This is a genomic window from Bradyrhizobium sp. AZCC 1577 (genome assembly GCF_036924575.1).
Lineage (GTDB): Bacteria > Pseudomonadota > Alphaproteobacteria > Rhizobiales > Xanthobacteraceae > Bradyrhizobium.
In genome coordinates this window covers 5,246,885-5,265,694 of record NZ_JAZHRQ010000001.1, presented here as the reverse complement: position 1 = coordinate 5,265,694, position 18,810 = coordinate 5,246,885, and the positions used below count along the sequence as shown (strand labels likewise).

At 63.0% G+C, this 18,810-nt stretch carries 22 protein-coding genes; 11 read left to right on the top strand and 11 right to left on the bottom strand.

The features are described 5' to 3' along the window. Positions 1-10: 10 nt before the first annotated feature. A complete protein-coding gene (locus tag V1278_RS25165) occupies positions 11-1,183 on the bottom strand; it encodes a trans-sulfuration enzyme family protein (RefSeq protein WP_334384253.1) in 1,173 nt (390 codons plus the stop codon). Positions 1,184-1,416: 233 nt separating this feature from the next. Continuing rightward, on the bottom strand, positions 1,417-1,767 hold the full coding sequence (locus V1278_RS25160) for a hypothetical protein (RefSeq protein ID WP_213286017.1): 351 nt from the start codon (positions 1,765-1,767) through the stop codon (positions 1,417-1,419). 195 nt (positions 1,768-1,962) lie between these two features. Here V1278_RS25160 and V1278_RS25155 point away from each other — a divergent pair, with 195 nt between their 5' ends. Both V1278_RS25155 and V1278_RS25150 read left to right on the top strand, forming a co-directional pair. Further along, entirely contained in the window at positions 1,963-2,436 is a 474-nt protein-coding gene (locus tag V1278_RS25155) for a VOC family protein (protein WP_334382530.1), read from the top strand. A gap of 226 nt (positions 2,437-2,662) precedes the next feature. Further along, positions 2,663-5,968, top strand: coding sequence for a DEAD/DEAH box helicase (locus tag V1278_RS25150; RefSeq protein WP_334382529.1), 3,306 nt, complete (start codon positions 2,663-2,665; stop codon positions 5,966-5,968). 21 nt (positions 5,969-5,989) lie between these two features. Here V1278_RS25150 and V1278_RS25145 read toward each other — a convergent pair whose 3' ends face one another. The 3 genes from V1278_RS25145 to V1278_RS25135 form a co-directional block, all read right to left on the bottom strand. Continuing rightward, positions 5,990-6,382, bottom strand: coding sequence for a VOC family protein (locus V1278_RS25145; RefSeq protein ID WP_334382528.1), 393 nt, complete (start codon positions 6,380-6,382; stop codon positions 5,990-5,992). 137 nt (positions 6,383-6,519) lie between these two features. Further along, the gene (locus V1278_RS25140) at positions 6,520-6,996 is read right to left on the bottom strand and encodes an RES family NAD+ phosphorylase (RefSeq protein WP_334382527.1); all 477 of its coding nucleotides are present in this window, start codon (positions 6,994-6,996) and stop codon (positions 6,520-6,522) included. 2 nt (positions 6,997-6,998) lie between these two features. Further along, positions 6,999-7,433, bottom strand: a complete 435-nt coding sequence (locus V1278_RS25135; RefSeq protein WP_334368369.1) for an antitoxin Xre/MbcA/ParS toxin-binding domain-containing protein — start codon at positions 7,431-7,433, stop codon at positions 6,999-7,001. Positions 7,434-7,758: 325 nt separating this feature from the next. Between V1278_RS25135 and V1278_RS25130 the strand changes: the two genes are divergently transcribed. Next, positions 7,759-8,970, top strand: a complete 1,212-nt coding sequence (locus V1278_RS25130; RefSeq protein ID WP_334382526.1) for an MFS transporter — start codon at positions 7,759-7,761, stop codon at positions 8,968-8,970. Between the two features lie 47 nt (positions 8,971-9,017). Here V1278_RS25130 and V1278_RS25125 read toward each other — a convergent pair whose 3' ends face one another. Genes V1278_RS25125 through V1278_RS25115 form a run of 3 tightly spaced genes read right to left on the bottom strand, consistent with a single transcriptional unit; the run spans position 9,018 to position 10,716 of the window. Further along, the gene (locus V1278_RS25125; RefSeq protein WP_334382525.1) at positions 9,018-9,515 is read right to left on the bottom strand and encodes a peptide deformylase; all 498 of its coding nucleotides are present in this window, start codon (positions 9,513-9,515) and stop codon (positions 9,018-9,020) included. Between the two features lie 45 nt (positions 9,516-9,560). Further along, positions 9,561-10,262 (bottom strand): class I SAM-dependent methyltransferase, encoded by a 702-nt coding sequence (locus tag V1278_RS25120; protein WP_334382524.1) that lies wholly within the window; start codon positions 10,260-10,262, stop codon positions 9,561-9,563. Further along, positions 10,252-10,716: an Rrf2 family transcriptional regulator gene (locus V1278_RS25115; protein WP_334368373.1), complete on the bottom strand. Its 465-nt coding sequence runs from the start codon at positions 10,714-10,716 to the stop codon at positions 10,252-10,254. Before V1278_RS25115 ends, V1278_RS25120 begins: the two co-directional genes overlap by 11 nt. A 167-nt stretch (positions 10,717-10,883) precedes the next feature. Here V1278_RS25115 and V1278_RS25110 point away from each other — a divergent pair, with 167 nt between their 5' ends. Continuing rightward, complete coding sequence (locus tag V1278_RS25110; protein ID WP_334382523.1) at positions 10,884-11,342, top strand: RidA family protein; 459 nt, start codon at positions 10,884-10,886, stop codon at positions 11,340-11,342. 8 nt (positions 11,343-11,350) lie between these two features. Continuing rightward, positions 11,351-12,247 (top strand): alpha/beta fold hydrolase, encoded by an 897-nt coding sequence (locus V1278_RS25105; RefSeq protein WP_334382522.1) that lies wholly within the window; start codon positions 11,351-11,353, stop codon positions 12,245-12,247. 117 nt (positions 12,248-12,364) lie between these two features. Here V1278_RS25105 and V1278_RS25100 read toward each other — a convergent pair whose 3' ends face one another. Together V1278_RS25100 and V1278_RS25095 are read right to left on the bottom strand one after the other, a co-directional pair. Further along, entirely contained in the window at positions 12,365-12,862 is a 498-nt protein-coding gene (locus V1278_RS25100) for a cupin domain-containing protein (RefSeq protein ID WP_334382521.1), read from the bottom strand. 81 nt (positions 12,863-12,943) lie between these two features. Then, positions 12,944-13,630, bottom strand: coding sequence for a VOC family protein (locus tag V1278_RS25095; protein WP_334382520.1), 687 nt, complete (start codon positions 13,628-13,630; stop codon positions 12,944-12,946). Between the two features lie 183 nt (positions 13,631-13,813). Here V1278_RS25095 and V1278_RS25090 point away from each other — a divergent pair, with 183 nt between their 5' ends. Genes V1278_RS25090 through V1278_RS25080 form a run of 3 tightly spaced genes read left to right on the top strand, consistent with a single transcriptional unit; the run spans position 13,814 to position 16,096 of the window. After that, positions 13,814-14,338, top strand: coding sequence for a MarR family winged helix-turn-helix transcriptional regulator (locus V1278_RS25090; protein ID WP_334368378.1), 525 nt, complete (start codon positions 13,814-13,816; stop codon positions 14,336-14,338). A 55-nt stretch (positions 14,339-14,393) separates the two neighbouring features. Next, complete coding sequence (locus tag V1278_RS25085) at positions 14,394-15,371, top strand: SDR family oxidoreductase (RefSeq protein WP_334382519.1); 978 nt, start codon at positions 14,394-14,396, stop codon at positions 15,369-15,371. A gap of 32 nt (positions 15,372-15,403) precedes the next feature. Continuing rightward, positions 15,404-16,096 carry a GNAT family N-acetyltransferase gene (locus V1278_RS25080; protein WP_334382518.1) on the top strand — a complete coding sequence of 231 codons (693 nt, stop codon included), beginning with the start codon at positions 15,404-15,406 and terminating at the stop codon, positions 16,094-16,096. A gap of 35 nt (positions 16,097-16,131) precedes the next feature. Here the strand turns inward: V1278_RS25080 and V1278_RS25075 are convergent, their stop codons facing one another. Beyond that, complete coding sequence (locus tag V1278_RS25075; RefSeq protein ID WP_334375893.1) at positions 16,132-16,587, bottom strand: SRPBCC family protein; 456 nt, start codon at positions 16,585-16,587, stop codon at positions 16,132-16,134. Between the two features lie 117 nt (positions 16,588-16,704). Between V1278_RS25075 and V1278_RS25070 the strand changes: the two genes are divergently transcribed. The 3 genes from V1278_RS25070 (at position 16,705) to V1278_RS25060 (ending at position 18,780) form a co-directional block, all read left to right on the top strand. Continuing rightward, a complete protein-coding gene (locus tag V1278_RS25070) occupies positions 16,705-17,793 on the top strand; it encodes an adenylate/guanylate cyclase domain-containing protein (RefSeq protein WP_334382517.1) in 1,089 nt (362 codons plus the stop codon). Positions 17,794-17,864: 71 nt separating this feature from the next. Further along, entirely contained in the window at positions 17,865-18,242 is a 378-nt protein-coding gene (locus V1278_RS25065) for an ArsR/SmtB family transcription factor (RefSeq protein WP_334476205.1), read from the top strand. A 4-nt stretch (positions 18,243-18,246) separates the two neighbouring features. Next, entirely contained in the window at positions 18,247-18,780 is a 534-nt protein-coding gene (locus V1278_RS25060) for an SRPBCC family protein (RefSeq protein WP_334382515.1), read from the top strand. The last annotated feature ends 30 nt before the right edge of the window (positions 18,781-18,810 follow it).

Below are 18,810 nucleotides of genomic sequence, written 5' to 3'. Positions count from 1 at the left end.
TCTCCGTGGTTCACAGCGGATCCGCTGACAATCTCTGCAAGAGCCTTTCGACGTCTGCATGGAGGTCCTGTTCCGCCTCTAGCCCGATGCTGAAGCGCAAAACCAAATCGTCGTGGGGCCAGGGCGTGACGCTGCGATGCTGTATGACGGGCATCGGTGCCACAAGGCTGCGCGTTCCTCCCCAGGAAGCTCCGATCGAGAATATACGCAGCGTATCGAGAGCTTGAGGCACGCGGGCTGCCATACCTCGCCGAAAGATCACGCTGAACACACCGCTCGCGCCTCGGAAGTCGCGCTTCCAGAGGGTGTGGCCCGGCGATTGCGGCAGCGGCGGGAAGAGCACCGCCTCGACCAACGGCTGTGAGGCGAGCCACGAGGCAATGTCAGTCGCCACCCGGGAGCTGTAGGATAGCCTGACGGCCAGCGTTTCCATGCCTCGAAGCACGAGGGAGGCGTCGTCGGGCGAGGCGCCTATGCCATAGCGGCCAAGGGTTGAACGCATCGTCTCGACGAATTTCTCGTCGCGCACCGTGATAGACCCCATGAAGACGTCGGAATGGCCGGCGACGTATTTTGTGAGCGCTTCGGTGACGATGTCCGCGCCAAGATCGAGCGGCTTCAGGTTGAGCGGTGTTGCCCAGGTATTGTCGCATCCGACCAGCGCGCCCGCCGCATGGCTCAGTTCGGCAAGGCGCGGCAGGTCGGTCACCTCCATGGTCGTCGACCCCGGCTGTTCGCACCAGACCATCTTCGCACCGTCACGGAGCTTGCCGGCAAGGTCCTCCGGCGACGTCGGATCGAAGAAGATGGTGTCTATGCCAAACTTTCGGAGGTCGCGATCAGCAAAGTCGCGCGTGGCAGGATACACATTGTCGGCCATAAGCAGGCGGTCTCCGGCCGACAACAATGCGAGCAATGCGAAGGCGTTTGACGCTTGCCCGGAGGGGGTGAGGAAGGTGCGGACACCGTTCTCGAGAGCCGTCAGTTTCTGCTCGAGTTCTCGCGTCGTCGGGGTGCCATACAGGCCGTAGCTGTAGCCGTCCGGCGCCCGCTTGCCGCGATTCCGGTACTCTTCGGCGGAGTCGAAGACGATGGTGGAGGCGCGATACGTCGGCACGGCGAGACTCGCAAAGCCGTGCGTACTGACCTTCATGGACTGGACTACGAGGGTCTGGTCATTCATGGAAATTTCTCCGTAATGGCGGGGCATGCGACGAGGCGCACGGCCGGAGCAGGCCCGGGTATGCATGCATTAGAGCGTTCTCCAGCGAAAGCCTGAACCAGAATCTAAAGCCCGGCTCTGATTCGATCAGAACCGGGCGCTAGTCTCATTGGCACGTGCAACATTTGTAGTTTGCGCGCCGCCGTCAGCCCGAGGCTGCATTGCGGAGCAGCGTCCACACAGATGCTCTCAAATTATTGCCGAGGCGTGGTGAACTGCGGACATCGATGCACATAGTCCCAGGGAATATCGTACACGCACGTGAAGCGGATATCGTCCGATGTTTTGAGTGGCGGAGTCTCCACGACGACCGGTCGGTCAACCTCATCCGACAGACCATAGACGACGCCGCCCGTCGGCCAGAAACCGCTCACGCCCCGGTGATGATGGTGATGGTGCCCCGATTTGGGGAATGCCGGGAAAGCCGGACGCGACGGTGCAACGCCTGCGCCGCGCGCCACGCCGGGATCGGCAAATGTCTCGCCCGCGGCAAGGACAAGCGCGACTGCACTGAGAGACGCGATAAACGTCGTTCTATAGGTCATGGCACTCACCCATCGTAGGTTACTGAGCAGCATTGCCAAAACGCTAAGCTGAGCCTTTCGTGCCCGCAAAGCCATAATTAATTATTGGTTAAGGCGTAAGCTTAATGGGGGGAGGCTCGCTTCGCCGGTGGCGTGAATGCCCGGGCGCTACCCTCGAAGCCAGTTGACGGCGCGAGTTCTTGACAGGAGATTGCGATGGCCGAGCTCGTAACATGCCTGTGGTTCGATCAGGGCAGAGCGCGAGAGGCGGCGGAGTTTTACGCCGCGACCTTTCCCGATAGCCGGGTCGGCGCAGGCCATGCATCCGCCAAGCCGGGCGTGGGGCAGGGCGACGAACTGACGGTCGAGTTCACCGTGCTCGGCCGGCGCTTCCTGGGGCTGAACGGCGGACCCAACTACAAGCCGAACGAGGCGGTGAGCTTCATGGTCCAGACCGACGGCCAGGAGGATACCGACCGCTATTGGAATGCGATCATCACCAATGGGGGCGAGGAAGGGCCGTGCGGTTGGTGCAAGGACCGTTGGGATTTTTCCTGGCAGATCACTCCCAAGCGGATGCTCGAGATTTTCAACGGACCCGATCGCGATGCCGCCAGGCGTGCGATGGACAGTATGATGACGATGAAGAAGATCGACATCGCGGAGATCGAACGGGCGGCGGCGGGGTGATAGCTGCAAGAAATCGCGAGCACTTTCAAATTCCGGACGGCGGCCCGGCAAATCGGCCGACTGGTGGTTCTTCTGGTGGGATTGACAAGTAAACCAAGGGGTGTGAACCGGGCCGTGTATGACGTTGAACCGCCGGGGACGATCGAGTGCGACTAGGGCTATGAGCTTGCTCACGTCGGATCATCCTCTTATGTAGCCAATCGCTTATGTCGTGGAATTTCATTGCGTGCTTTCGAATCTGCTTAAGCGCAAGGACTTGTATGACTACTTCAGCCGTTCGGCTTTTGAGAAGGCGCACGTCTATCAAGCGCAAGGCCGCGTCAAGGGACTGGAGGTCAGCGAAGACCTGACGCACCTTCGTGCCAAGGTGCGAGGGAGCGGATCGAACGAATATCGCGTCGATATTCAACTTGAATTCAGTGACGATCGGCTCACTGACCTCGACGGCGAATGTAGCTGTCCGATGTCCTTCAATTGCAAGCATGTGGCAGCAACCCTGCTCGAAGCCACCAGCGGTAAGCCGTCATCGGTCGGTTCGACGGCGACCGAGCAAGCTGCGGCAACCCTGCCGCCCGTGCTGGGCTATGAAGTCGTTAGCTGGCTTGAGAATATCGGAAACGCGGTGCGCGGCGACGATTATCCCGCTGAACTGAACCAGCGGCTGCTTTATCGTCTGCATCCCGCCCACGAGGGCGTACAGACCCCACTTCTGGCCGTATCGCTGCTCTCGGTCAGGGTGCTGAAAGGCGGCGATTTCGGCGGCAACTACTCCCAACCCAGCGTGTCCGATTTTGCATCCGAGCGGGCACCGAAATATTACCGCGACAGCGACATCGATATTTTAAGTCAAATTTCGGCTACGTCCCGAGGAGTTTACTACAGCCAACGGCCGCTTTCGGGCGAGCTATTGCAGCGGATCGTCGCGACGGGTCGTGCCTATTGGCTCGACCATAAGCGACAGCCGCTGCGATGGGGAGACAAGCGCGAGGGTCGGATCGAATGGCGCCAGGCCAGCAAGCGCGGTATTGCTCCCTGCCTTCTCGTGCCGGGAACGATTGCGCTCAATGCCGAGCCGCCGGTCTATGTGGATGAGTCCGCCGGGACCATCGGACCGGTAGAGCTGAGCTTGCCGCCTCGGCTTGCCCGCCAGCTCTTGTCGGCGCCGGAGATTCCGCGCGCCCAGGTTATGGAAGTGTCGCGGCGTCTCGGCCAGCGTCTGCCGGAACGTCATCACGGCCTGTTGCCGGCGACGCCGGCGGCCGCGATGCAGATCGACGAGCAACCGGTCCCGGTATTGCGGCTGCAACAGGGTCGGATGAGCGAGGTCTCCTTCTACTACCGCGAGGCGCGAGCAAACAGTGGCCAGGTCGCGGTCGCTCATCTCGGCTTCCGCTACGGCCCGATCGAGATCGATCTATCGGAACGGGCGAGCCGGGTGGAAGCATTTCACGCCGGACAGGTTTACGCGATCAAGCGCCGTCAGCCGAAGGAGAAAGAGGCCCGCAGACGCCTGACCGATCTCGGGTTCGTCGAGGCGAGGGCGAAGTTTCCCTTTCTCGATTCCCGCCATGGCCGTGACCTGACACTCGACGAGCCCTATGACTGGCTCGACTTTCTCAACCTCGAGGCGGCTGAGCTGCGAGCGCAGGGTTTCGAGATCCATATCGATGACGACTTTCCCCATCGGCTGGCGGCATCGGGCGACTTCGATGCGGAGCTGAATTCCAGCGGTATCGACTGGTTCGAACTGGCGCTCGGAATCGAAATCGACGGCGAGCGTCGCGACCTTGCGCCGATGGTGGCTGCGCTGGTTTCTGCGCCTGACTTCACCGCCGATCGGATCAAGCAACTCGCCGAGAGCGGCGATCATTTCTATCTGCCGCTTGCCGACGGCCGCCATGTTTCATTGGCCGCCGATCGCTTTCTTCCGCTGATATTGGCGCTGCATGGTCTGAACCTGAGCGGGATTTCCCCAGACGGTTCGGGAAAGCTGAAGCTGTCACGGGCAGACGTGGCGCCGCTGCTCGGGGTTGAGAACGACAAATTCGTCTTCCGGGGCGCTGACAATCTTCGTCGTCTCGCCGGTCTGGTTCAAGCCCATGGCTTGAGCGATCCGCGCCTGCCGGAAAGCTTTCGCGCCGGACTTCGGCCCTATCAGGCGCAAGGCGTGGCCTGGCTCGATCTGCTCCGCGAAAGCGATCTAGGCGGCGTGCTGGCCGACGATATGGGGCTCGGCAAGACCGTGCAGATCCTGGCCCTTCTTGCGCTGGAAAAGGCGCGCGGGGCTCTCACACAACCGGCTCTGATCGTCGCACCGACCAGCCTGATGACCAACTGGTTCAACGAAGCGCAGAAATTCGCGCCTGACCTGAAAGTCCTGGTGCTGCATGGTCCCGATCGCAAGCACAGCTTTGCGGCCATTCCCGAGCATGATGTGGTGCTGACCACCTATCCGCTGATCGCGCGCGACCGGGAGGTCCTGTTGTCTCGCGATTGGCACATGGCGGTGCTGGACGAAGCGCAAACGATCAAGAATCCCGACGCTGCGACCACCCGATGGCTGCGCGACGTCAAGGCGCGGCACCGCTTCTGCCTGACGGGGACGCCGATGGAAAATCATCTTGGCGAACTCTGGTCGATCATGAGTTTCGCCAACCCCGGCTTTCTCGGCGACAAGGCCGGCTTTTCCCGTCAGTGGCGGACCCCGATCGAGAAGCGCGCCGACAAGGTCCGTGCGGCCGCGCTGGCCCGGCGGGTCAGGCCGTTTCTGCTGCGCCGGACCAAGGCGGAGGTGGCGGCGGAGCTGCCTGCCAAGAGCGAAATCGTCGAGCGGATCGTCCTGGAGGGGAGCCAGCGCGATCTCTACGATGCGATCCGCCTGTCGATGTCAGAAAAGGTTCGCAAGGCAATCCAGCAGCGCGGCCTGGCCAAAAGCCACATCGTCGTGCTCGAAGCGTTGATGAGAATGCGGCAGGTCTGTTGCGATCCCTCGCTGCTGAAGCTCGACGACCGTGTCGCGCGGCCGTCGGCCAAGCTCGACCGATTGATGGAAATGGTGCTGGAGCTGCTGAGCGAGGGCCGGAAGATCATCGTCTTCTCGCAATTTACCTCCATGCTCGACCTGGTTCGAAAACGCCTGGACGCGGAACGCGTGCGCTATGGCGTGTTGACTGGAGAGACCAAGGACCGCAAGCACGCGATCGACGGTTTTCAGAACGGGACGAACGACGTTTTCCTGGTCAGCCTTAGGGCCGGCGGCGTCGGCCTCAACCTGACGGCGGCGGATACCGTGATCATCTTTGACCCCTGGTGGAATCCCGCCGTCGAGGAACAGGCGATCGATCGTGCCCACCGCATCGGGCAGGACAAGGCGGTTTTCGTCTACCGGCTGGTGGCTGCCGGCACCGTCGAAGAGAAAATGGAAGAGCTCAAGGAACGGAAGCGTGCCTTGGCCGATAGCCTGTTCGATCGCGACGGACGGATCGCATCAGCGCTCACGGAAGAGGACGTGCGGGCATTGTTCGAGGATTGAGCACGTGGGCGGAAGGCGCCGTCAGGGATTCCAGCCGCCGCTGCCGTACTCGCGGGTAATAACTTCAAGAAGATGCCCGTTCTTCTCCTGGAAGTAGATGCCACGCCCACCGTCGTGGTGGTTGATCTTGCCCGGTTGCGTCCGTCCAGGGTCGGCCCAGTAGGGAAGCTGCCGTTCCCGGACTCGGCCGAGGATCTCGTCAAACTCGCTTTCGCTGGTCAGAAATGCATAGTGCTGCGGAGTAACGTCGCCGTCGACATCCATGTAGTCGAGATTGGCGCCGTTTTCGGTGGTGACCATATAAAACGGTCCCCACTTTCGCGGGGCGGGGAGACCGAGCATCTCGGCCAGGAAGGTTGCCGACGCCTTGCTATCGTGGGTCGAAAGAATCGTATGATTGAAGTGGATGGCCATGGCGATCTCCCAGGCTGGAACAGCTTCATCGTTCTGCGACGTGGAGCTGGTTAACTGGGGCGCAGGTTGTATCGTTCCATTGACGAAACCGATGGCAAGCAGGGTGAATAGCGCAGGGTATTCGCCGATCGGACTAGCTACCGCCCATAAAGCCGCTCATCCCACCACACCGGCTCAGGCAGGGTGTGCGTGACGTTCTTGGCTTCCGGATGAGCCGGGTTGATCAGAAAGTTGCGCTCCGGCCGCGCCGGGATTGAGGGGACGATCAGGAGCGCCGAACGCTTCTCCTCGTACCATTTCTGGCAGAAGCTCTTGCAGATCGTTTCGTTGCGTGAATCCCAGCCGGGATGCGCCGCAGCTTGGAAAACTTCATACGACACGCCGTTTGGTATCGTGATCACGATGAAGTGCTGGTTGGCGGGCATCACCAGATTAGCATGCACCAGCTTCTCGAGCATGGCGGTGGAATAGTGCTCGGATGCGTAGATCATCGGGCTGGTACGCGTATTCCACCGGCCCGGGTAGAGGCGCGATCCCTCGGCATCGTACACGGGGTAGGCGCCGTCCGGATCCCCGATGCGATAGCATGTCAGGACACGATCGCTCTTCGGCACGCCTAGACGCCGCCGCTATAGGCTGTACGCCCGAGCAGGTTGACGACGGCGTCCGCCCCGGGGCCGGTTGCCAAGGCCAGTTCGAGCGGGGTCTTGTCTTCAAGCATAGGATGTGGCCGGTTGAGAAAATCGCGCACCTTGGCCTCGTCGCGAAACACTTCGAGGCCGAAGGCGAACACTTTTGCGACACGCGCGAGCCGGTCGCTCTCTTCGGTCGTCAGATGCTGCTTTTCCTTGCGCCGCCGTTCCAGCGTCGGCTTCGGCACCACGCGATAGGTGAAGTGACGGACGTCCTGCGGGGACACGCGGCCGGCGAATTTATCCAACGCCGATACCGGCAGGCCCTTCTCCACGGAACGGGCGAGGGTAAGCGTCGTCTCTGTGTTCTTCGGCTTGACGCCGAGCAGACCGGCCAGGATCGCGGTTTGATGGCTCACGGGAACCTCTAAATCAGGTGAGACAAAAATATACCTCAGATGAGACATAGTCAAGGGCGATATCATTCGTCGTGATCCTGGGATTGACGGCGACTCGAACTCGCGGACGGTCTTCTTCGACGTTGCGAGATGCTCATCGCTGAGAAGCTTGGGGCTCGATAAGTCCTTGCACTGGGACCGGTGGCTCCACAGGCTGGTTGGCGTCGTCTACCCGCAGAACGAACCTACCTCGCTCGCAAAAAAGTGAGCTGCGGCAGCCTTCGGCCTGTCGGCTCCGGCCCATTCCGTTCGTCTTCCAGCCGAAGAGGCTGTCAGGAGATCAGGAATGACCAATTCTCGCTATCGCTGGGTGATCGTCGCTGCCGGGGGCCTGCTTGGCTGTGTCGCGATCGGGGGCATGTTTTCGCTGCCGGTGTTTTTGCAGCCGATCGCGCGGGATACCGGCTGGTCGGTGACCGGCGTATCCAGCGCGATGACGATCGGCTTCCTCGCGATGGCCTTCACCAGCATGATCTGGGGCAACTTGTCCGACCGGCTGGGGCCACTGCCGGTGGTGCTGACCGGTTCGGTCGTGCTCGCGGCAAGCCTGGGACTGGCGAGCCTTGCGACCTCACTGGTCGTGTTTCAATTCGTCTTCGGGCTGATGGTCGGCGGCGCCACGGCTGCGATCTTCGCGCCGATGATGGCTTGCGTAACCGGCTGGTTCGATACCCATCGCAGCCTTGCGGTCTCGCTGGTCTCGGCAGGCATGGGGATGGCGCCGATGACCATGTCGCCGCTCGCCGCCTGGCTGGTCTCGAATCATGACTGGCGCACCTCGATGCAGATCGTGGCGCTCGTCGTCGCCGCGATCATGATCCCGGTTTCGTTGCTGGTGCGCCGTGCGCCGGCGCACGAGGGCGGGGCGTCCGCGCCATCGAGCGCGCCGGCGGAACCGGAGATGACGCTGGCGCAGGCGCTGCGCTCGCCGCAATTCATCATCCTGCTGCTGACGAATTTCTTCTGCTGCGCCACCCATTCGGGCCCGATCATCCATACCGTGAGCTACGCCATCAGTTGCGGCATCCCGATGATCGCCGCCGTCACCATCTACAGCATCGAGGGCCTGGCGGGGATGGGCGGCCGTATCGCCTTCGGCCTGCTCGGCGATCGTTTTGGCGCCAAGCGCGTGCTCGTCTTTGGCTTGCTGGCGCAGGCGTTCGGCGCACTCGGTTATGTCTTCGTGCGCGATCTCGCCGCGTTCTATGCGGTTGCCGCGCTGTTCGGCTTCCTCTATGCCGGCACCATGCCGCTCTATGCCGTGCTCGTGCGCGAAAACTTTCCGTTGCGGATGATGGGCACCGTGATCGGCGGCACCGCGATGGCCGGCAGCCTCGGCATGGCGACGGGACCCTTGGCCGGCGGTTTGATCTACGACACGTTTGCCAGCTACGCTTGGCTCTATATCGGCTCGTGGATCATGGGGCTCGGCGCATTCCTGATCATGATGACGTTCAGGCCGATGATGGTGGCACGCGCTGCGCCGGTGCCAGCGTAAAGGCAGGGCAGGGCGGAATAGCAGAGCATATTCCGCCCAATCTATCTTCAGCCCCGCGAGAGCTTCTCGAAACGCTTGATCAACCGCTCGCGCTTCAGGCGGGATAGTCGCTGAATCCAGAACAGGCCATTGAGCTGATCGATCTCATGCTGGTGGCAGACGGCGCGCAGCCCCTCGGATTCCTCGGTGTGTGCATTGCCGTCGACGTCGTGATAGCTGATCCGAACGCGCGCATGACGCCGAATTTCGTCGTTAACTCCGGGCATCGAGACGCTGCCTTCCTGATGCATGATCATTTCAGGCGAGGCCCAGATGATCTCGGGATTGATATAGGTGCGCGCGCCATTGATGGGGTCGAGGTCGAGCACCACGACCCGCAGGGAGACGCCGACATGCGGCGCGGTGATGCCGATGCCGGGCGCGGCATGCATCGTCTCGAGCAGGTCTCTGGCCAGGTCGCGCAGCGCGTCGTCGAACACGGTCACCGGCTGCGCCGGGAGCGCAAGCCGGGGGTCGGGATATCTGACAATCGGACGGATGGTCATGATTTGTTGCTGGACGGCTGAATCAGGATGCCTGACTACCACGCTTCACGCATACGCAATCCAGCCGCGCCAGGTAAAGGCGGCGTAGAACAACTCCACATCCCGGAATCCGGCCTCACGCAGAATTTGTGCGTCCTGCTCCGGACTGAGCACGGGCAAGCGCGCCTCGACCGCCGCACGCGCCGTGTTGGCCTGGTTCGGATCGGCGCCGGAGGCGATCGCATAGGCGGCATAGCGCGATAGCCATCGCGCGCGCTCGCTGTCCTGTTGCGGAAAACTGGAATGGGCGGCCACGAACGGCGCTCCGGGCCTCAGGCGGCGGTGGATTTCCCAGGCCGTCCGCCGCCGTTCGTCGACATCCAGGAAATGCAGCGTGAGCAGACAGGTGGCGGCATCGAACGGCCCATCTGGCGCATCGTCGATATAACCCTCTTGCAACTGCACGCGCGCATTGAATGGCCCCAGCGTCTGCTCGGCCAGCTTCAGCATTTCGGAGGCCGGATCGACGCCAACGAACCTCCAGCGCGGTTCTGCCGCCGCCAACGCCGTCAACTCCAGGCCGCCACCCGCGCCGAGCACCAGCACCCGTGCGTCTTGCTCAGCCTGTTCCGCCAGCAGGATGCGGGTCATGCGGTGAAGGTCCGCAAAGCCGGGCACGAAGCGCGGCGGTCCATCCGCATAGCGCGCGACCGCGTCGGGATCGGAGAAGTGGGCCAACAAGGCGTTGGCGGCCGCGTCATGATGCATGGGCGATCTCCAGACGATGACGGTTGCGCCGGTCGCCCAGGCGCTTCTGAAAATCGGCGCTCAACATTGCAAGCGTCACATCCTTAAGACGTGAGAGCAACAGCGCCTCCGCCTCGTCGAACGCCCGGTCGAGCGCAGCATTCACGGCCTGTTCGACAAGACAGCCCGGGGCTTCTGTTCTGTTTCCCATGGCGAACAGCGAAGGTTGGCCGAGCGCCTGATAGACATCCCGCAGCGATACTGTCGCGAGGTCGCGGGCGAGGGTCCACCCGCCGCCATGGCCTTTCTCCGATCGCACATAGCCCTGATCGCGCAGTCCGGACATGATCCGCCGGATCACCACGGGATTGGTGTCCATGGCCCGTGCGAGCACGTCGGAAGTCACCGGCTCCTTCCGCTCGGCCATGTGCAGCAGCACGTGGAGCACGCCTGAAAGTCTACTGTCTCGTTTCATGTAACTATTGATATTGCATGATACGTGGCAGGTCAAGCCGCCTCTGTCATCCCGCTTCGCGCAGCGAGAACGTGGACCCATATACGCAGTCTTGAGGCGAACCATTTTCGTAGTGTCGGGTTCTAGATCGGACCGATCGGGGCGGGGCTCGTCTGCAGGAGACAGCGATGCAGCTCGTCACGCACAAGAAGATGAAGGGCGGCCGGCTGATGCCCTGGGGAAAGGGCACGGTCGTCACCGGCGCAAAGGGCTATGTCTTTCTGGCCGGTAACACAGCCACCACTGAAAATTATGATCCCGAGAACGCCAAGGGCGGTGCGGCCGGTGACGCCGCAACACAGTGGCGCTTGATTCTCGCTAACATCAAAGCGGATCTGGAAGAGCTCGGCAGTTCGCTCGATCACCTCGTCAGGATCACCCAGTACGTCAAGGGACCGTTTCCGGACGGTGGCGTCCTCAGCTCTCCCAATTTTCGCCTCGACGTGATGGACGAATTCTTCGCCGAGCATTGCCCGAAGCATTGCAGCTATAATAACCCGCCGCCATCAGAGGTGATCGGGGTCGCAGCGCTGGCGCATCCCGACCTCGTCGTCGAGATCGTCGCCGTCGCCGCACTGCCGGGCTGAGCGTTGCGATGTTCGAGGGCTTTACGTCGGTCGAAATCGACACCGGTGCAGCGCGGCTCTTCGCGCGCCGGGCAGGCTCCGGGCCGCCGATTCTCCTGTTGCACGGCTTTCCCGAGACCCACCTGATGTGGCGGGACATCGCGCCACACCTGGCTGCGACACACACCGTCGTCTGCGCCGATCTGCGGGGCTATGGGCAAAGCGGATGCCCCGAAAGCACGCCCGACCACGCGGCCTACTCGAAGCGGGCGCTCGCGGCGGACATGCTGGCGCTGATGGATCGGCTCGGCTATTCGCGCTTTTCGGTCATCGGTCATGACAGGGGAGGTCGGGTCGCGCAGCGCTTGGCGCTGGATGCGCCTGACAAGGTCGATGCGCTGGCCGTGCTCGATATCATTCCGGTGTCCGAGGCGTGGGATCGGGCCGATGATCGGTTGGCGCTTGGGTTCTGGCCATGGGCGCTGCTGGCGCAGCCATCGCCGCTTCCAGAAACCATCCTCACCCGTTGCGGCGATGTCATCGTCGCAGACGCCGCGGCGAACTGGGGCTCCGCGAACGCAATTCCCAAGGACGTGCAGCAGGAATATGCCGCAATGCTGCGGGATGCCGCGCACGCGCACGCCATTTGCGAGGAATATCGCGCCGCCGCCTCGATCGATCGTGATCACGACCGGCTGGACCAGGAGGCGGGACGGAAAATCACCTGTCCCACGCTCGCCCTGTGGAGTGCGGCAGGCGCGCTCGCGACGTGGTACGAAAGCGAGGGAGGGCCGCTGGCAATCTGGCGGCGCTGGTCTGCGGCTGTGAAAGGACAGCCGGTCGACGGCGGTCATTTCTTTCCGGAAGAAAGACCGAAGGAGACGGCCGAGGCGCTGTCTATGTTCCTACGCAAGCCAAAAGGCTGAGGGCCGCCAACGATGTCAATTTGGATGGCTTACAGCGTGATCAGCAAGACGGCAGGGAGACGATCGGAGTGGAGCAGGGCGAGGCTGTGTGTCCGGCAGCCCCGGCCGATCACTGTCTCAATGGGCAGCCCTGTCGGCGTGCTGCTCCACGAACGTCGCCAGCGGTTGGCCGGGCTCGACGAGATAGGTCGACAGCATCCGCCCGGTCTCCGGACCGAGGTCGCGCGCATTGTGCGGCGTCCGCGGCGGAATGAGGAAGCCATCGCCGGCGCGCAGGATGACGGTGGGGCGCCCCTGCACCTTCATCTCGACATTGCCGGCGACGATGTAGCCGACCTCCTCGCCGGGATGAACGTGCCATCCGGATTCGACGCCTGCAGGAATCTCCGTCTCTACCTGCACGATCTCGCGGCCTGGGATCGATGACGGCGCGCGCTGGATGATACGCCGGACAAGCTTGCCGGCCAGATCATCGCGTCGCTCGGATGAAGTTGCGGTTCGATCACCCGCGGCGCTCTGTGTGGTCTGAGCCGATGCCGTTCCGGCCGAAAGCGTCACGGCCAGCGCGAGCGCAGGAAGCGAAATGAATGAGAGGCCTTTGGATAGCAAACGCATGGTGAATCTCCTTGTTGGGTTGGCGTCCTCACCGGCGGCGAACGCGTTGAGCAAGCCACCGCCGATGACAGCTTCGCCTGCTCATGCCGCCTGCTGCTGGCCGCTCTGTTCGCGGACGATGTATTCGGCGTACCAGTCCGGCCAGTTCTCATCGTGCTGGCCGCCGTTGCGCTTCTCGTATTCGCCATGGGCAGCCGCCGCACGGCGCAGTGCGCTCGCGAGATCAGCCGACGAATTGAAGGCCGTCGCGTTAGCGTCGACGCGCCCGGGCAATCGCGCGGTGACTTCCTGCAGCAGCCAGCCATTGCCGTCGGGATCGCTGAACGAGGCATAGGAGCGATAGCTGCCGCGTTCCGGATCCGGGCCGCTCAGCCGGACCCGCCCGAACAGATAGGGCTCGTCCGAGCCGACATGCACGTTGCCGCCGGCGTGAAACGCTTCACTGACCGCAACACCTCGGCCGAGCAACTCGTTGCGAGCGGCCTCGATGTCCGAAACGATCAGATAGAGGCCCTGCGCGGAGCCGGGCGCGGCAGGGGTGACGTTCTTGCCGAAAATGACCGAGGCGTTGGAGCCGGGCGGCGTGAACTGGATTACGCGATAATCGTCAGGGCCGGCGAAATCGGCGTCGAGCCGCCAGCCGAGGTTTGCATAAAACTGCTTGGCGCGTTCAACGTCGGAAACCGGGATGACGATGACTTCGAGCTTCAGGTCGACCGCCGAAGCGGCCTTGGAAGTGGTGCTGGTGCGTTCCTTGAGATCTGACATGGTTCTCTCCTCGATGTTGTGGTGGCGGGAATGTTCCGGCGCCCCGTGGTTGTAGCGTGTACGAAAAGATCGTATGCGACATAAAACGCCTCGGGCCCGCCTATGTCAACCCTTCCGATTTAATCGGATACGATATATATGGATGCGAGACTTCACATGTTCGTGTCGGAAAGGACGACCTCCATGAAACTGAGCGACGGGCCCCGGACCGGCTCCAGGGACAATTCGAGAGACAATTCAAAGGCCAGCCAGAGGCCGAAGCAGGCGGCAGGCGAGCGGCGGCTTGGCGACTTCCTGTGTTTTGCGATCTATTCGGCCAACCTTGCCTTCGGGCGGGCCTACAAAAAGGGCCTCGATGAACTCGGCCTGACCTACCCGCAATGGATCGCGATCGTGGCGTTGTGGGAGCAGGACGGCCAGACCGTGAGTGAGCTAGGCGAGAAGATGTTCCTGGAGTCCAACACGCTGACGCCGATCCTGAAAAAGCTGGAGCAGATGGGCTATCTGCGCCGCCAGCGTGATCCCGCGGACGAGCGGCAGGTGCGCATCAGCCTGACCGAGGCTGGCGGCCGGCTGCGCGAGAAGGGCATGCACATGAATCTCGTGGCCTCTACCGGACTGAAGCCCGACGAGTTCGCGCGGCTGCAGGAAAACGTCGTCACGCTCCGCGACAATCTGATCAAGGCGACGGCAGAGAAAGCGGAATGATGCGCGCAGGCGCCTCGATGCAATCGGACCGCAGCGGCGCGTAAGGTGAGGGAAGATGAGCATGGTCTCACATGAAGGCGCGCTCGCCGGACGTGTCGCCGTGGTGGCGGGCGCGACGCGCGGCGCCGGCCGCGGCATTGCCGCCGCGCTGGGAGAGGCGGGTGCCACGGTGATCTGCACGGGGCGCAGCAGCGCCCGCGCCGATGCTCCAACGCGATCCGATTATGACCGGCCGGAGACGATTGAGGAGACGGCCGAGCTCGTGACCGGCCTCGGCGGCAAAGGCGTCGCCATCGCCGTTGATCATCTCGAACCTTTGCAGGTCGCGGAACTGGCCGAGCGTATCCGCGCCGAGCATGGCCACATCGACGTGCTGGTGAACGACATCTGGGGCGCCGAACGGCTGAAGGGCGGGCCCGCCGAGTGGAATACGCCGATCTGGAAGCTCGACCTGCAAAAGGGATTGCGGATTCTGCGGCTCGGCATCGAGACGCATCTGGTGACATCGCATTATCTGCTGCCGCTGTTGATCGAGAAAGCCGGCGGCCTGCTCGTCGAAGTCACCGACGGTACCGCCGACTACAATGCGCGGCATTATCGCATCTCGGTGTTCTACGACCTCGTCAAGCAGAGCGTGAACCGTCTCGCCTACTCGCAAGGCCACGAACTCGCGCCGCACGGAGCCACGGCGGTTGCGATCACGCCTGGATGGCTGCGCTCCGAGATGATGCTGGAGAATTTTGGCGTCACCGAAACGAACTGGCGCGAGGCGCTGGCGGAGCGTGGAGGCGGCAGGCATCAGGCGCCGCCCGATTTCGCGCTGTCGGAATCGCCGCGTTATGTCGGCCGCGCCGTGGCTGCGCTCGCTGCCGATCCCGATCGCGGCAGGTGGAATCAGAGATCGGTCAGCTCCGGCGAACTCGCCCGCCACTATGGCTTTACGGATGTAGACGGCTCACAGCCCGACATTTGGCGCTACACTGCTGAAGTCAGGGAAGGTGGTAAGATCGCAGACCTCGACGATTACCGGTAGCGCAATGCAATTGAGCGAATGAAGGCAGCCCGATGTCCGTTCGACCTGACCATCCCCTCGACTATCCGATCTGGACGGCGCTCACGACCACGCAGCAGGCATTGGCCGAAGGCGATGCCCGCGCGCGGCGCTATCCGACCGAGATCACGCCCTTCGCAGCGATGGCGGACATGTCGCCTGAAAGCTTTGCAGCGCTCGCCGGGCTGATGTCGCCGCAGGACATCGCCGTGCTGTTCACGCCGGATCCCGTGAACCCGCCCGCCGAATTCAAGATCGCGCTGGCGGACACCGGTGAACAGATGATTGGAACGCCGGTTGAAACACCAGCCAATGGCGTCGATATCGTCACGCTCGGTGTCGACGACGTTCCCGCGATGATCGAACTCACCGAGCTCACCAAGCCGGGCCCGTTCAGCGCGCGAACCCATGAGCTCGGCACCTTTCTCGGCATCCGCGTCGACGGCCAGCTTGTCGCGATGGCCGGCGAGCGGATGAAGCCCGCTCAATATACCGAGATCACCGCCGTCTGCGTGCATCCGTCGCATCGCGGCCGCGGCTACGGACAGATGCTGCTATCCGCCATCTCGCGCCAGATTGTGTCTCGCGGCGAAATTCCGCTCCTGCACGTCTTCACCAACAATCATTCGGCCATCGCGCTCTACCGGCGGCAGGGGATGGAAATCCGGCGCCGTCTCCACGTGACGGTGTTGAAGAAACAGGACTGATCGTCCAGCGATGCACGCCTTGACCGACGCCATCCTTACGCGTTGCGTGTGCCACTCGGTCCGCGGTCCGGTCCAGGGTCCTGGCCGGCGGCTACCTTGGTCAGCCTGTCGAGATAATGCGCCCAACCCTTGGAATGGGCGTCGCGGGTTGCCTCGGTGGGCAGGCCGCTATGGGTCATGCGCAACAGCGTGCCGCCGTCCCGTTCGATCAGATCGATCTCGATCAGGCTCGATCCCGGCGGCACTTCCTCATTACCTTCCCAGCCAAAGCTGTAGGCGAGGCGGTGAACCGGCACGACCTCGCGGAACGCGCCGCGTGCCGTGGAGCTGCCGACGCCTTTCAGGAGGTACATGCCGCCCGGATGCATCTCCGTCACTGCCTCGCTGCCCATCCATTGCACGATCTTCTCAGGGTCCGTCAGGAAGGCGAACACGCTGGCGCGGGGTGCGGCGATGTGGGTCTCGCGCTGGAGCACAAACGATTCAGTCATCGAAAACCTCGTGGGTCGTTGGCAGGATGCGCTGATACAACCAGCGGGTGCCTAAGGCGAGTGCCTAAGTTAAGCGCCGTGGGTGACAATGCAACATCGCTGCCGCATGATCGATCCATGCAACTGAGTTCGACGCTGACATGGCTGGTCGATGCAGCCAGCGCTTCGCCGGGCGCCGACCGGTTCCTGGCCGAACTCGGCACGCGCCTGATCGGGGACGGCGTGCCGCTCGCCGGCGGAGCGCTGACGCTCGCCGTGCCGCATCCGATCGTCGCCCGCCGGACCTGGCTATGGCGCGCCGAGAATGGGGCGGTGATCGAAGCCGTGGGGTTCGCTCCGGCGGGATTCGGAGCGGCGGGGAATTTGTCCGGCGACGCCGGCCGGAGCTGGTTGGCCGGGCTCGCAGGCGGAGCGGTGCATGAAGATAATGTGAGCCCGGGATCGGACGGGCCGATTCTTGGCTGGATCGGACCGCGGCCGTTCACGCAACCGGAGTCTGATCGCCTGCGCGATGCCGCCCGCTTCGCTGCAGCGCCGCTCGCCGCGCTTTCGGCGCGCGCGACCGTGACCGCTGCGCTCGAAGCCTATCTCGGCAAGCGGAGCGCGGCGCGCGTGCTGACGGGGCCGCTGCGGCGCGAGGTCGGCGAGACGATCCGGGCCGCGCTGCTGTTTGCCGACTTACGCGGCTTCACGGCACTGTCCGAGGCCGAGCCTCCCGCGGCGGTGATTGCCGCGCTCGGCGCCTGGTTCGATTGCATTGCCGGCACTGTCCATGCCTTCGGCGGCGAGGTGTTGAAATTCATCGGCGACGGCGTGCTGGCGATCTTTCCGGTCACCGGCCCATCTCCCCGCGATGCCTGCGACGCGGCGCTCCGGGCCGTCGCTTCCGCGCAGGCCGGAATGGCGCATCTCGGCGACGCACGGAGAGAGCAGGGGCTGCCGCCGCTGTCGTTCGGCGTGGCATTGCATCTCGGTGAAATTCTGTGGGGCAACGTCGGAGCGGCCGACCGGCTGGATTTCACGGCGATAGGTCCCGCGGTCAATCTGGTGAGCCGGCTGGAAGGGCTCTGTCGGCCGCTCGGCCGAACGGTGCTGATATCAAGCGCACTCGCCGCCGAAACCACCACAAAACTGATCCCGCTGGGAACGCACGCGCTGCGCGGCATTGCGGCTCCCTGCGCCGTGTACACCGTGCCGGACGGCTAGGCCCAAATCTCATCACGAAAACGTTAAACCGATTGGTTGACAATTAGCGTCGCGCGACTATGTTAAACCACATGGTTGAACGTAGTGCCCATCTCGACGCCGTTTTTCACGCCCTCGCGGATCCAACGCGGCGGGCGATGCTTGGTCGTCTGGCGGAACGGGAACTGACGATCGGGGAACTGGCGACGCCGTTTCACATGAGCTTCGCCGGCGCCTCGAAACACGTGCGGGTGCTGGAGAGCGCTGGTCTCGTCAAACGCACGATCCGCGGTCGCTCCCATCTCTGCCGCCTCGAGGCGGCGCGGCTCGCGGAAGCCGATGCATGGCTGAAGCGTTACGAGCGTTTCTGGACCGCAAAGCTCGACAGGCTGGAAGCTCTGCTGCGCGAAGAGGACCGGGCGCAAGCAAAATCCAAATCAAAATCCAAATCAAAATCGGTGACGGAGTAGAGCGATGAATTCAACGACAAAGCCCGACGCGTACGGCAGCCTGCCCGAGCCCACGACGCTGAAAATCCAGCGGCTGCTGCCCGGCCCGATCGAGCGCATCTGGGCCTATCTCACCGACAGCGAGTTGCGCCGCAAATGGATGGCGGCGGGCGATATGGGGACAAAAGTCGGCGCGCCCTTCGAACTCGTCTGGCGAAACGACGAATTGACGGATCCGCCCGGCAAGGCCCCGGCCGGCTTTGGCGGCGAGCATCGCATGCAGAGCCGGATTACCGAATTCGATCCACCCCGAAAATTGTCGATCACCTGGAACAGTACCGGTGACGTCACGTTCGAACTGGAGCCCAAAGGCAAGGGCGTGCTGCTCACGGTCACCCATCGGCGCTTCCCCGACCGCGCCACGCTGCTCAAGCACATGGCCGGTTGGCACATGCATCTCGATGTTCTGGTCGCCCGTGCGAGCGGAAAGGAGCCGGCGCCGTTCTGGGATGGCTGGAGCGGCCTCATGAAGGAATACGACGCGCGTCTGCCGGCCTGACGCTGCAAGTCGAAGCTCAAGTGACAAACG